This window comes from Candidatus Methylomirabilota bacterium (assembly GCA_003104975.1).
Classification (GTDB): Bacteria; Methylomirabilota; Methylomirabilia; order Methylomirabilales; family Methylomirabilaceae; genus Methylomirabilis.
This window is the reverse complement of the sequence record PQAM01000018.1, coordinates 52010-64889: the sequence shown is the minus strand read 5'-3', so window position 1 is coordinate 64889 and position 12880 is coordinate 52010. Positions and strand designations below refer to the sequence as shown.

Annotated in this window: 13 protein-coding genes; all 13 read right to left on the bottom strand. The window is 62.7% G+C overall.

What is annotated here, in order from left to right; all coding sequences use genetic code 11:
• Window positions 1-87: 87 nt before the first annotated feature.
• The 13 genes from C3F12_13180 to C3F12_13120 all read right to left on the bottom strand — a co-directional run bounded on the left by C3F12_13180 (window position 88) and on the right by C3F12_13120 (window position 12859).
• Window positions 88-435, bottom strand: a complete 348-nt coding sequence (locus C3F12_13180; GenBank protein PWB42865.1) for a hypothetical protein — start codon at window positions 433-435, stop codon at window positions 88-90.
• A 16-nt stretch (window positions 436-451) separates the two neighbouring features.
• On the bottom strand, window positions 452-1078 hold the full coding sequence (locus tag C3F12_13175) for a hypothetical protein (GenBank protein PWB42864.1): 627 nt from the start codon (window positions 1076-1078) through the stop codon (window positions 452-454).
• A complete protein-coding gene (locus tag C3F12_13170; protein ID PWB42863.1) occupies window positions 1063-1770 on the bottom strand; it encodes a hypothetical protein in 708 nt (235 codons plus the stop codon). Before C3F12_13170 ends, C3F12_13175 begins: the two co-directional genes overlap by 16 nt.
• Window positions 1771-1792: 22 nt before the next feature.
• Window positions 1793-2344, bottom strand: a complete 552-nt coding sequence (locus tag C3F12_13165; protein ID PWB42862.1) for an RNA polymerase subunit sigma-24 — start codon at window positions 2342-2344, stop codon at window positions 1793-1795.
• A gap of 131 nt (window positions 2345-2475) precedes the next feature.
• Complete coding sequence (locus C3F12_13160) at window positions 2476-2571, bottom strand: AURKAIP1/COX24 domain-containing protein (protein PWB42861.1); 96 nt, start codon at window positions 2569-2571, stop codon at window positions 2476-2478.
• Between the two features lie 21 nt (window positions 2572-2592).
• The gene (locus C3F12_13155; GenBank protein ID PWB42860.1) at window positions 2593-4035 is read right to left on the bottom strand and encodes a DNA-binding response regulator; all 1443 of its coding nucleotides are present in this window, start codon (window positions 4033-4035) and stop codon (window positions 2593-2595) included.
• Window positions 4035-5486, bottom strand: a complete 1452-nt coding sequence (locus C3F12_13150) for a two-component sensor histidine kinase (GenBank protein ID PWB42859.1) — start codon at window positions 5484-5486, stop codon at window positions 4035-4037. The genes C3F12_13155 and C3F12_13150 overlap by 1 nt, the downstream gene beginning before the upstream one ends.
• Before the next feature lie 122 nt (window positions 5487-5608).
• Window positions 5609-7192, bottom strand: coding sequence for a hydrogenase large subunit (locus C3F12_13145; GenBank protein ID PWB42858.1), 1584 nt, complete (start codon window positions 7190-7192; stop codon window positions 5609-5611).
• Window positions 7185-8645, bottom strand: a complete 1461-nt coding sequence (locus C3F12_13140) for a hydrogenase (protein ID PWB42857.1) — start codon at window positions 8643-8645, stop codon at window positions 7185-7187. The genes C3F12_13145 and C3F12_13140 overlap by 8 nt, the downstream gene beginning before the upstream one ends.
• Entirely contained in the window at window positions 8642-9301 is a 660-nt protein-coding gene (locus C3F12_13135; GenBank protein PWB42856.1) for a hydrogenase, read from the bottom strand. The genes C3F12_13140 and C3F12_13135 overlap by 4 nt, the downstream gene beginning before the upstream one ends.
• A gap of 9 nt (window positions 9302-9310) precedes the next feature.
• Entirely contained in the window at window positions 9311-10255 is a 945-nt protein-coding gene (locus tag C3F12_13130; GenBank protein ID PWB42855.1) for a formate hydrogenlyase, read from the bottom strand.
• Window positions 10256-10262: 7 nt separating this feature from the next.
• Complete coding sequence (locus tag C3F12_13125) at window positions 10263-12296, bottom strand: hydrogenase 4 subunit B (protein PWB42854.1); 2034 nt, start codon at window positions 12294-12296, stop codon at window positions 10263-10265.
• A 44-nt stretch (window positions 12297-12340) separates the two neighbouring features.
• Window positions 12341-12859: a hydrogenase gene (locus C3F12_13120; GenBank protein ID PWB42853.1), complete on the bottom strand. Its 519-nt coding sequence runs from the start codon at window positions 12857-12859 to the stop codon at window positions 12341-12343.
• Window positions 12860-12880 lie beyond the last annotated feature (21 nt).

The following is a 12880-nucleotide window of genomic DNA, read 5'->3' as shown; positions in this document are numbered from 1 at the left end:
AAGCGGTATCGGCAGGCGTCTGATTCTTATGTCAGACTGTGAGGAGGTCGTTGACGGGGTATGTCCTACAGGCCCGAGGCGTTCGCCTCACCGCCGCTGACGCAGCGGCTCAAATATCAGCCGATAGATCTTCCAGCCCTCGGGGAGATGGAGCTTCAGCGTAGTGTCGGACGTCAGGCCGGGAATCTCGGGCTCCACATGCCGAAAGAGACGAAGAATCGCCAGGCGGACCTCCCCCTTATGACGCAGGGCCTCCGCCAGGGCGAGACTTTCCGTATGGGGAATGAAGGGATCAGGATCGGAGTGCACGATGATAGTGAACGCAGATTGAAGGGCCGCAGTCGAAGCGACTTCAACACCAGAAAATCTGGGACCAGGACGACGAAACCCGAACGGGGCAGCGGTCGACAGATCTACATGAGGCCTTCGCTGCAACGATCGGATGTCATCGTTACCGGCTCGGCTGATCGCCTTCCAGGGGGACCGGGGATTGCCCCTTGACCGGCGACTCGACGCCTTGGCCGGCGGCAGGCGGCAAGCGCCGACGCCGCTGTCGAAGGTCCTGGATGGTACGGCGCATCTCGGTGTCGAATCGATCTTCGAACAGCGCGAAACGAGCCTGTTGCTCCGGACTCAAGATAGACCGCAGCCCTCCCTTGATGGCCTGTTCGCGTCCCCTGAAATCGGCCTCAGCGCGATCCAACTGGTCAAGTCTTGCCTTGATCTCTTCATCCTGCGGGGGGTGCTGCTTTAACAGCTCTGCCAACTCATTTCGAAGTATGCGCTGACGCCTGAAGAATTCGCGGCGCGATGCCTCCAATTGGGCCAATTTCGGGAACAGCTTGGCAGCCTGGCCTTCATCCAGATTGAGCGCCTCGGTCATCTTCCAAATCTTGATGGTCTCAATTAGGCGCCGTCCCTCTGGGGCATCGGGCGACCGTGGCGGACCGGGCGCAAACGGCTGCGCCGTGGCGTCGGGGGACGGACCCGCCAGCCGGAGCAGCCCAACAACGACCAGCGGGACCGACCACGATCGGACCGAACGGTATCCCTGTGACTGTGTCATGATTCCGACCATTGAAGCTGGTTCAGGTGTTCCAGCAGAAGCTGCCGCTCCTTTTCATCCAGCGAGGCGAACGAGTCTGCCGGGTCGGATTCCGGCCGTAGGATCCAGGCCGTCTCAAGTTGATCCCCAACCTCATCCGCCCAGCCAAGCCGCTGCAGCGCCGCCACCAGGACCGACGGCTCGTCGACGACCTCTCCCGCTACCATAAGCGGTTCGCCGGACTGTTGATTCCCGCCATTTGGATGAGGCGCCATCGCCCCTGTGTATCGTTTACCGTGCTCCCCTGCGACCTTTTCGGTCGCAACCGGTGTCCTCTGAAAGGACACCCCTCCAGGTAGAAGGCCCGGGAGTCTGACCACCACAAAAAGTGACACCGCCGCGACCGCCAGACCGGCTATCAGGCGCGGCCTGAAGGTCAACCATGATCCCGCATGGGTCCACCGGCTACCGGGTGTCGGCGTGCGTTCGTATGCCTCTTGCCGGATACGCCGCTTCAGAGAAGGTAGAAACTCTTCCCAGTAGCGTGGCGACGGCTCGGGGACCGAGTCGACCTCGACGCGCGCCAGGAGAGCGCGATAGGCGGAGAGGTCGGCGGTACACGCCGTACAGCCGTCAAGATGGCCGAGCACCTCAGTGCGCTGCACCGCCGGCAACTCACCCTCGATCAACCCGAGCAGCGTACACTCGACATCCTCGCATCGCATGACGATAGCCGTCCTTTTTCCCTTACGGGACTTCGCGCCAGTCCGCCAGCTTGCGCCGCAGCGCCTGCACAGCGTGAAAATAGTGCACCTTGGCCGTTGCCTCAGAGACCCCCAGAATTTCGGCGATCTCCCGGTGCGCAAGGTGATGATGCACCCGTAACGTCAGGCTCGCCCGCTGTTGCGGCGGCAACGTCTCGATGGCACGGGCCAGTGCATCGTTCCGCTCTCTGTCCTCCAGGAGCGCGAGCGACCCCTCCGACGCATCGGTCGGATCGGGATGCTGGTCGCCCGTCGTATAGAGCTTCCGAGAGCCCCGACTCAAATGATTGAGGCAGAGATTCACGACGATCCGATACAGCCACGTCGAGAGACTGGAGCGGCGATCAAATCGATTCAAGTTTCGGTACACCTGCAAGAAGGCCTCCTGCGAAATGTCCCGTGCATCTTCCGCATGTCTGGTCATTCGGTAGGCCAAATTATATACTTCCCGCTGGCGCCTCCGGACCAGTTCGTCGAATGCCGTCCCATCGCCCTGCAAGAATCGATCGATCAGTTCGAAATCTGCCTCGCGCAAGGCCTTTGTCTCTCACCAGGAATCATCCCCCGTCCGACCGGTCCGGCCCAGCAACGGCACTCTTGCAGAGCACGTCATCCCGAATCTATTCCTTAGAACGACCGAACCGCTCGAACGTTTAATGTCCGGTTCTACTTCTTCCGACGCTGGTGCCTGGTCCGCTTCAGCAGCTTCTTGTGCTTATGTTTACTCATCTTTTGTCGGCGCTTCTTGACCACGCTTCCCACTCACATTCCCCCTTTCTGTCGTTAGAACTGCCTGGTTGATCCGCTCTCGGACGCGAGAGGAGCGGTTTTCGGGTCCCGCTTGATCTGAAATTTTTCCAAACGATACTGCAGTGTCCGGTAACTGAGCCCCAAGAGACGCGCCGCCTTGGTGATCACCCAGTCGGACCTCTCCATCGCCTGCAGAATCAGGTCGCGCTCCAGCGCCTCAAAGGAGATTCCCTGTTCCGGGATCTCGATCGTAAACTTGCCGCCGGGCGCGCTCGTTGGGGCCGGTAGAACCGGGAGGTCGAAGAATCGAACCTCGATGGGGAGATCGTAATGCGTGATCTCAGGTCCTTCAGAGAGCAGGATCGCCCGCTCGATCACCGCCTCCAGTTGCCGGACATTGCCGGGCCAGTGGTAGTTCATGAGGAGGCGCATCGCCCCGGTACTGATCCCCCGGATCGGCTTTCCCGCAATGTCGCTGTGCTTCTTGATGAAATACTCGACCAGTTGGGGGATGTCGGTGCTTCGCTCGCGCAGGGGCGGGATCACGATGGAGACCACGTTCAGTCGATAGAACAGATCCTCCCGAAGCAGCCCGTCCTTCACCGCCTCGACCGGGTCTCGATTAGTAGCAGCGATGACGCGCACGTCGACATCGATCTCCTGTTTCCCCCCCAGCCTTCTGAATGTCTCTCCCTGCAGGACGCGCAGGAATTTCGCCTGGATCGGCAGTTGCATTTCAGCAACCTCGTCCAGGAAGATGGTCCCGCCGTGTGCCAGTTCAAAGCAGCCGGCCCGACGGTCCACCGCCCCGGTGAACGCGCCCCGCTCGTGGCCGAAGATCTCACTTTCCAGCAGACTCTCCGGGATGGCTGCGCAGTTGACGGCGATAAAGGGGTGATCTCTGCGCGGGCTCTGTCGATGGATGGTCCTGGCGATCAGCTCCTTGCCGGTTCCGCTCTCGCCGACGAGGAGGACGGTCGAATTGCTGTTCGAGACCCTTCGAATCTTCTCGAAAATCTCCTGCATGCGAAAGTGGCTGCCCACGATCCCCTCGATCCGAAAGCGCTCCTCCACCTGCTGTCGCAACAACCGATTCTCCCGACCCAACTGGATGCGCTCAAAGGCCCGTTTCACCGTCAGCAGCAACTCCTCCCGTTCCAGCGGCTTGGTCAGATAGTCGAACGCGCCCTTCTTGAGCGCCTGCTCGACCGAGTCCAGAGAGCCGTAGGCGGTCATCAGGATGACCAGGGTGGGGGGGTCGTCGCGGATCAGCCGCTCTACAAGCGCCAGGCCGTCGGTTCCCGGCATTCGAAGATCGGTCAACACCAGGTCAAACGGACTCTCCTGACAGCGCCGCAGGGCCTCCGTTCCCCCGGGCGCCGTCTCGACCGCGTAGCCTTCAGTCGATAGAATGGTCCGAAGGATCTCCCGCTGAGGTCCCTCGTCATCGACCACCAGGATCCGCCCGTCCCCCATCAGCTCTTTTCCTCCGCCGGCAACCGAATACTCACCGTGGTGCCCTGGTCACGAATACTGTCCAGCACGATCGTTCCGCCGTGCTCCTCGACGATCTTCTTCGTCAGGGCCAATCCCAATCCGATCCCGACCTCCTTCGTCGTGAAGTACGGCTCGAACACCCTCGGCAGGTCTTCTGCGGCGATCCCGTGTCCGGTATCCCGGAAGCAGATCTCGAGGTAGCCTCGGCTTCCGGCCTCCGTCACCCGCCTCGCGGTAATTGTCAGCTTCCCGCCCCGAGGCATGGCCTGGAAGGCATTGACCAGCACATTGACAAGGCAGGTCCGGATCTGTTCCCCGTCTACCGATGCCATCAACAGCGTGTCCAGCGCGCCACAATCGATCTCAATCCCCTGCTCGACAGCCCGGCCGCCGGCCATCTTCACGACATCATGAAGCAACGAGGTCAGGTCGCACGGGCGCGGCTGAAGCTTGAGCGGTTTGCCGTAGGTGAGAAAGTTGGTAATCATCGTATTCAAGCGGTGAATCTCGCTTTTCACCCTCGACACCAGATGGGTAAATTCCTCTCGTGAGCCGAGATCGGTCGGCGAAAACCGACTCTGCAGGTGATCGATGCTCAGATTGATGAAGTTCAAGGGATTCCGGATCTCGTGTGCAATGCCGGAGGCCAACTGGCCGATGCTGGAAAGGCGCTCGGCCTGGTGCAGGCGCTGCTCCAGCTCCTTGTTGGCTCGGAGCTTGCGCACCATGTCGTTGAAGCTGACCGTCAGCTCGCCGATTTCATCGTGGCGCTCGACCGGCAACGTCTCCTCAAGATCGCCTTGGGCGACCCGGCGCGCCGCCTGAACCACCCGATCGATCGGCCTGGTATACTTCCAGGACAGAATGAGCGAGGCGCCGATGCCGAAGCCGAAGACCAGCACGGTGGCGACGAGCCGCTTGATGAAGTTCAGTTGCGAGAGCTGGGCAAAATCATCCAGCACCATGCTGATCAGCGCATAGCCCATCCGCTGATTCCCCACCACAATCGGGACGAGCAGGTTGTAGGTCTTTTGGCCCTTTTCGTTGGCGAGCACCTCTCCCAGCCGGGCGGTGATAAACAGATCCCGACGACTGGGGTCGATCGTGGCGCCCACCCGTTTCGGATTGCTGCTGGCGATGACCTCCTGCTCATTGCTGACGATCGAGATCTCGTTGACCCCTTTTCGTTGCAGGCGGCTCACGTAATCCTGCAGCCGCGCCTCGTCGGTCCGTTCCTGCGAGGTCAGACGCTCCACACTGATCTGAATGGCGGTGGACAGATCGGTTGTGTGCTTCTCGACCTGCTCGATCAGCGCCAGCTCCGCATACCAGTACAGGACGAAGAGCGAGGCAAGCGTCAGCAGCAGGAGCGAGAACATCATCACGAGCAGTTTCGCCCTCAGGTCGAGATTGTCGAGCAACCCCTTCACCGTCGGCTCCTCCTTGCGCTCTGCATTACATTACAGGGCACGACAATAACAGCCTAGCTTATCGGAAATACGGGGGCTTGTAAAGCTGAAGGCGCTACGACAGGGGGACGAGGGAGACGATCCTACAGATCGTTTCCTGCGTACGACAGATTGAAGCTCTTATTGACAAGCGGGAAATCGGGCACGATGTTCTTGAGAATTGCGTAATGCAGCGCCGGCCAGTTGGCGAAGGACGGGTCTTTGACCTTCACGCGCGCCAGCCGATTGCCCTCGCCGGCGACCAGCCAGTGCCATATGGGTCCGCGCCACCCCTCAACCAGACCGAACCCGCTCGCGCCGCCCGGCAGCGCCGACAGCGGTACCGCGATCGTCCCCTCAGGGAGCCCGTCCAGGGCCCGCATGATCAGACGGGCAGCCTCTCGCGCCTCGTCGACCCGCACCATCAGTCGTGCCCAGACATCGCCCTCACTGTATACCGGCACGCGCGGCGGCAGGTCCGCATAGGCCGCAAAGGGATGATCCCGTCGGGCATCCCGATCAATACCGCTGGCGCGCGCCGCCGGCCCGACGACCTGTAGTTCGCGCGCGGTCTGTGTCGACAGACGTCCCGTCCCATGCAGCCGGTCCAGTACCAGGTTATTGTGCAATGCGATCTCGACGACCTCGTCGAAGTCGCTGACCGTGTGTCGGACCGTCTCGCGTGCGTCTGCGATCTGTTCGGCCGTCACGTCGCACGCGACGCCGCCCGCCATCAGCGCCCCGCGCAGCAAGCGATGGCCGACCAGTCGGACGTTCAGGCGGAGCAGATCTTCGCGCAGCCGCATCGCGTGGGCATTGGCGACCGCAAAGCCCGTATCCGTGCAGATCGCGCCGACATCCGCGACGTGATTATAAAGTCGTTCCAGTTCCAGCAGGATGACGCGCAGCCAGGCCGCGCGCGGCGGGATCTGCAGGTCCGCCGCCGATTCAAGCGCCTGGCAGAACGCCAGCGCGTGCGCCACGCTGCTGTCGCCGGAAATCCGTTCGGCCAGCTCTACCGCGCGTCTCAGCGGGACCGACTCAAACAGACGCTCGATCCCCTTGTGGACGAAATAGAGTCGGGTCTCGAGATTGACGATGGTCTCCCCTTCGACGCTGAATCGGAAGTGGCCCGGTTCAATAATCCCCGCGTGTACCGGACCGACGGTGACCTCATGGATCCCCTCACCCTCCACGCGGTGAAATGGAAAGGGCGTGCCGTCGTCCGCGAAGACGGGCGGCGACGGCGCATCCTGCAGCAGGGGATGATACGCGGCGGGCCAGAACTGGTGCAGCGGCAGTCGCCGAAGATCGGGATGACCGGTCGGGATAAGACCGAACAGATCGTGGATCTCGCGCTCAAATCGGCCGGCCAGATACCAGCGGGTGGCAAGCGACGGGAATCGACGATCCTCCTCCGGGACCGCCATCGATACCACGACGAACAGATCAGCTCGCCCGAATTCAAACAGGTAGCGTAGCGTAAAGGCACCACGCTCCGTTCGGGTGTCTTCGGCGACGATCAGTTCGGGTGTCGCCTCGAACCGATCGCGCACATACTCGGCAAACGCAGGCAGCCTTTCCCGCTCGATGCCGACACGCACCTCCCGCGGCGGGTGCGCGTACGGATCGACCTGCGTCAGGCCCGTCGCGCGAAGCTGCCGGGCGACGCCGTACAGATCACGCATGAGACACCCCGAGCACCCGGAGCGCCTGTTCCAGGGCCGCAGCGATCGTATCCGGAAAGGTCAGTCCGAGCACAAGCAATAAGGCAAAGTTGACGACCAGCGGCGCCAACGACCACGTCAGTACATCGCCGGGCTCCATCTTCTCCGGGGGCTCACCGTACAGCATCCGATTAACGCTGCCGAGCATGCCGGCAAATATGACCGCGAGCAGCGCCACCCCCAGGATTACCACCCATACGGAGCCGTTCTCGACGCCTGCGCGAAAGATCAGAAACTCGCTCATAAACGGCCCGAATGGAGGGAGGCCCAGCAGCGCAAACGTGCCGGCGGCAAACGCGCAGGCCGTCAGGGGCGAGGCCCGTAACAGCCCACGTACCCGTCGGATATCGGTCGTCTGATATTTCAGCAGGATGTTGCCCGACAAGAGAAACAGCAATGACTTCGACAGCGCATGATTGATGACGTGCAGAAGTGCGCCCAGGACGCCCCAGTAACCGCCGAATCCCAATCCCATGCAGATGACGCCGATATGTTCGACGCTCGAATAGGCCAGCATCCGTTTGTAGTTGCGCGGGACGATCAGAAAAACCGCCGCGACCGCCAGCGACAGCAACCCGATGCCCAACAGCCAGCGGCCGGCAAAGTGCGCGCCGACCGCGATATCCACCACCACCTTGAAACGCATCAGGGCGTACAGCCCCACATTAAGCAGGACGCCCGACATCAGCGCGCTGATCGGGGCTGGCGCCTCACTGTGGGCGTCCGGTAGCCACGTATGCATCGGCGCCAGGCCCGCCTTGGTCCCGTAACCGACGACGATAAAGGCGAACGCCAGTCGGACCACCTGGGGATTCAGCGATGACGCTGCGTCCTTCAGCGAGGTCCAGTTCACCGCAATCTCGCCTGCGCGGGATGCGCCGGCGTAATACAACAGCGCCGTGCCGATGAAGGCGAGGGCGATCCCCACCGAGGAGAGGATGAGGTACTTATAGGCCGCCTCCAACGACCGGGGCGTATCGTGCAGGTTGACCAGAAAGGCGGTCGCCAGGGTCGTCCCTTCAATAGCCACCCACATGATACCGAGGTTATCCGTCGTCACCGCCAGCAGCATGGTAAAGATAAACAGGTGAAAGAGCCCGAAGAAACTGCGTACGCTGGACAGGCGGGTATCGTCATATTCGGTCCGGATGTATCCGAGCCCGTACAGGGCGGCGATCGCCCCCAGCAGGGTGATCACCACGACCATCAACGCTGAGAGCCCGTCGGCGCGAAGCAGCCCGCCGATCGCCGTCGGTACCTCGCCCTGCCACACCCGCGCCGCCGTCATAAGACCGGCGGCCAGTCCGACAAGGGCGGCGACGGTGTGGACGGACTCGAACCACACCCGCGAACGCACCAGCATGATCAGGGCCGATCCGATCAGCGGTATCAGCAGCAGCGCGATCAGGCTCATCCCCGCAGTCTCCCCAGCCGGTCGACTTCAATCGAATCAAAGTTCTCTTTGATGCGATAGACGAAGACCTCCATAATCAAGACCGCTACCAACACGTCCAGAAAGACCCCCATCTCCACAATGAACGGGACCCCATACGTGGTCAGCAGTACGAGCAGAAAGATGCTGTTCTCGAGCATCAGAAAGCCGAGGATCTGCGTGAGGGCGCGCCGGCGGTTCACCATCACAAAAAAGCCGATAAATACGCCGGCGAAGGCGATCGGAATCGCCTCTGCCGTGGGAAGCGGGTTGGCCGCGGCGACGGGGGCCATCACATAGAATGCGATCGTGACCAGGCCGCCGCACACGACCAGTGTCGCCGGGGTCCCCAGATACGGCAGCGCGGCCGGCTGCAAGCCGATCTTTGTGACCGCGCGATTCAGGACACGCGGGATGACGAATACCTTCAAGAATCCGAGCACCGCGGCCACGCCGGCCAACTCCGCACTGCTCGTGAATGCGGCCACAACCGCCGCGGCAATCGCCAGGGTCAGCGATTGCGCCGCGAGGAGCCGGACCTGACCCGCCAGGTCCCGGCCCACAATCAGCAGAAAGGCCGTCCCCAGGGTCGTGAAGGCGAGCAACGTAATCAGCTTCGGAAAGAGTTCGGACGCCACCGACCCCACCTATTTCACGAACAAAAACGAGATGACGGCCAGCAGGGCCAGCGCAAACGAGCTGCTCAACAACGCCGGCAACCGGAACAGCCGCAACTTGGCCACTGAGGTTTCGAGCGCCGCGATCCCGATCGCCAGCGCGCCGATCTTGACGATCAGCGCGATACAGGCGACAGCGAGCGCGGGCGGCGTCACGGTCGAGGCAATCCCCCACGGAAAGAACAGATTCGACAACAGCGCCAGGAAGATGAGCAGTTTCATGCCGGCGGCCCATTCGATCAGCATCAGATACCGCCCCGAATACTCCAGCACCATCGCCTCATGAATCATCGTCAGCTCCAGGTGCGTCGCGGGATTGTCCACCGGCAATCGGCCGGTCTCTGCGAGCGCGACGATAAAGAAGGCCAGAAACGCGAGCAGGTGCCCGGGGGTCAGCAGCAGCAGCGAATCGGACGCGCCGCGTCGGACAATCTCATCAAGACTCGTACTCCCGGTACGAAAGGCCATTGCGAAGATCGCGATCATCACGGTCGGCTCGGCCAGGGCGGCAACGGCCGTCTCACGACTGGACCCCATCCCGCCGAACGCACTGCCGGCGTCCAGCCCCGCCAGCGCCAGAAAGAAGGTGCCGAGCAGGAAGAGGTACATCAGTACGATGATATTGCCGAGAAAACGGAGCGGCGTCTGGGTGGTGAGCAGCGGAACGAGCAGCGCCGAGAGCAGCATCGTCGCTGCCAGCAGGTACGGCGTAAACCGGAAGAGCCACGAGGTCGTCTCGGATACGACCGGCTCTTTCGCCAACAGCTTCCGCAGATCGGCATACGGCTGCAGCACACCGGCCCCGCGCCGCCCTTGCAGCCGCGCCTTCACCCGCCGAACCAATCCCGTCAGCAGCGGCGCGCCGAGGCCCACGATCAGCAACTGCATCGCCTCGATCAGGATCTGTGTCGGCATCGGTCGCCTACCCCGCCAATGCCAGCAGCGCCACCAGCGCCGCGAAGATATACACCAGGTAGAGATGGACGTTGCCCGACTGCACGATGCGCGCCCGCTGCGCGCCGCGCTGCACCAGCCTGACGATCGGGCCATACAGCGCCTCTTCGAAGATCGAGCGTATCTGATCGCGGTAGGTGATCGTCTCAACGAACATTCGGGATTCCGGGTGAAACCGAATGTCCAGCTCCCGCACCGGACGGTACAGGGGCGCGAAGACCCGCTTGAAGGGATTGGCGAACGCCGCCCCGGTATATTCAAAGCGTGCGGTCTGCAGCGCGCGCCCGCACCCCCAGGTCTCGTATGTGCGCGACCCCCCGCCTGACCCGATGATGCGCATCGTCATCAGGACCAGCGCCGGCAACGAGACCAGCGCGACGGCAATCCACAGCGGCGATACGATCGCGAACGCATCATTGGCGACAATGCCGTTCCAGTTGAAGCGCATATCCGCAGGGGTTCCGATCAGGTCGGCCACCGTCGCATTGAGCAGCCCCAACAGACCGACCGGCGCCACCCCCAGCGCAAGACAGGCCATGGCTGCGAGCGCCATCGGCGCGCGCATCATCCGCGGCGCCTCATGCGCCTGTTCGGCCGCCGGGCTGCGCGGGAGCGCCAGAAACGAGATGCCGAAGGCCTTGACGAAACAGGCGGCCGCCAGCCCGCCGGTCAGCGCAAGTGCGGCGATCGACAACGCAAAGAGCAGATTGACCCCGGTGATCGGAATCTCGAAACTGAGCAGGAGCGACTGAAACATCAGCCACTCGCTGACAAAGCCGTTGAACGGCGGCAGCGCCGCAATGGCGATCGATCCGGCGAGAAAACAGGCGGCGGTCTGCGGCATCCGCTTGATGAGCCCGCCCATCTCCTCCATGTTTCTGGTGCCGGTCGCATGGATCACGGCGCCGGCGCCCATGAAGAGGAGGGGCTTGAATATAGCGTGATTGAGCGCGTGATACAGGCCCGCGATCAGCGCCAGCGAGGCCAGGGCATCGAGGCGATAGCTTCGAAACAGCATCCCGGCCCCCACCCCGATCAGGATAATGCCGATATTTTCGACACTGGAATAGGCGAGCAGGCCCTTGAGATCCTGTTCGACCAACGCATACAGCACACCGAGTACCGCGCTCAGGGCCGCAACGACCAAAACCGTCCCGCCCCACCAGGACGCGCCGACCCCGAGCCAGTCGAACCCTATCCGAATCAGTCCGTAGACGCCGAGTTTAATCATCACCCCCGACATCAGGGCAGAGACGTGACTGGGGGCTGCCGGGTGGGCCTTTGGGAGCCAGATATGCAGCGGGACCACGCCCGCCTTGGTCCCAAAGCCGAGCGCGAGCAGGATGAAGATCGCGTCACGCGTCGGACCGTCCACTGCCGTCGATGCGGCGCGCCATTCGCCAAGGACCATCGTCCCGGTTCCGTGCGCCATCAGGAGGAACCCGATCAGCAGACAGGCAAAGCCCGCATGCGTCGTGACCAGATAGAGCCAGCCCGCCTGCTCCGTCTCTCGGTTCTCCGCCTCGGTCATGACGAGGAAATAGGATGCCAGCGACATCGCCTCCCACATGACCAGGAAGGTCAGTGCGTTGCGGGCCAGCACGACGAGCACCATTGCTGCGAGAAAGGTGTTCAAGCCGAGCCCCATCCCCGCCAGCGACGATCGACCCTCGTAGCTGTGGGTATAGGCGACGGCGTAGACGGCGGACGGGATCGCCGCCGTCGCAATGACCAGGACAAAGAATGCGCTGAGGCGATCCATCCCGAGCGAGAACCCTCCAATGGGCAGCAGCGCCGGGATCACGACGTTCAGCGTCCCGCCGGCCAGGCCCGCCACGCCCAATGCACAGGCAGCCATGGCGCCGATCAGCGCGCCCGCATGCCCCACCCATCGCGAGATAGCCGGCTCGCGCGCTGCCAGGAGCGCCCCCGCTGCGCCGGCGCCGAAGCCGCCGAGGGCGAGGAGCAGCAGGTTCACGGTCACCGTCTCACCAGGCGCCATCGTCACACTATCGAGCCATCTGTAGATCGACCATACCGACGCGCCTATCCTCGGCTTTCGAGCGCCGTCAGGATCCCGGCCAGGATGTGCGACGGGGGCGGCGGGCAGCCGCCGACCACGACATCGACCGGCACCACAGCCGATACCGGTCCGACGACCCCATAGCCGCCCGCAAAGATCCCGCAGTCCCTGGCGCAGTCGCCGACGGCGACGACGATCTTCGGATCCGGGGTAGCGTCATAGGTGCGCTTGAGGGGATCGGCCATATTACGCGTCACCGGCCCCGTGACCAGCAGACAATCCGCGTGGCGCGGCGAGGCGACGAAATGCATCCCAAAGCGCTCCAGGTCATAGTAGGGATTATTCAATGCGCCGATTTCCAGTTCGCATCCGTTGCACGAGCCCGCATCCACCTGGCGGATGTGAAGCGAGCGTCCGAAGAGGCGCCGCGCGCGCTCGTTAATCTGCCGCGCTACGGTCTCGATCTGTCCGTCGTCATCGGTCCGTCCCAGCGGCTCCGTCACCACCGGGGTTGTCCAGATCTTTCTCACGAGTGCCAGCATCTCAACCCGCGTTCTCCGATG

Coding starts and splice junctions, on each gene's coding strand:
- C3F12_13155 (PWB42860.1), bottom strand. CDS start 4,035: ATGGGGGACGGGCGGATCCTGGTGGTCGATGACGAGGGACCTCAGCGG.
- C3F12_13120 (PWB42853.1), bottom strand. CDS start 12,859: ATGCTGGCACTCGTGAGAAAGATCTGGACAACCCCGGTGGTGACGGAG.
- C3F12_13175 (PWB42864.1), bottom strand. CDS start 1,078: ATGGTCGGAATCATGACACAGTCACAGGGATACCGTTCGGTCCGATCG.
- C3F12_13125 (PWB42854.1), bottom strand. CDS start 12,296: ATGGCGCCTGGTGAGACGGTGACCGTGAACCTGCTGCTCCTCGCCCTC.
- C3F12_13145 (PWB42858.1), bottom strand. CDS start 7,192: ATGCGTGATCTGTACGGCGTCGCCCGGCAGCTTCGCGCGACGGGCCTG.
- C3F12_13140 (PWB42857.1), bottom strand. CDS start 8,645: ATGAGCCTGATCGCGCTGCTGCTGATACCGCTGATCGGATCGGCCCTG.
- C3F12_13170 (PWB42863.1), bottom strand. CDS start 1,770: ATGCGATGCGAGGATGTCGAGTGTACGCTGCTCGGGTTGATCGAGGGT.
- C3F12_13130 (PWB42855.1), bottom strand. CDS start 10,255: ATGCCGACACAGATCCTGATCGAGGCGATGCAGTTGCTGATCGTGGGC.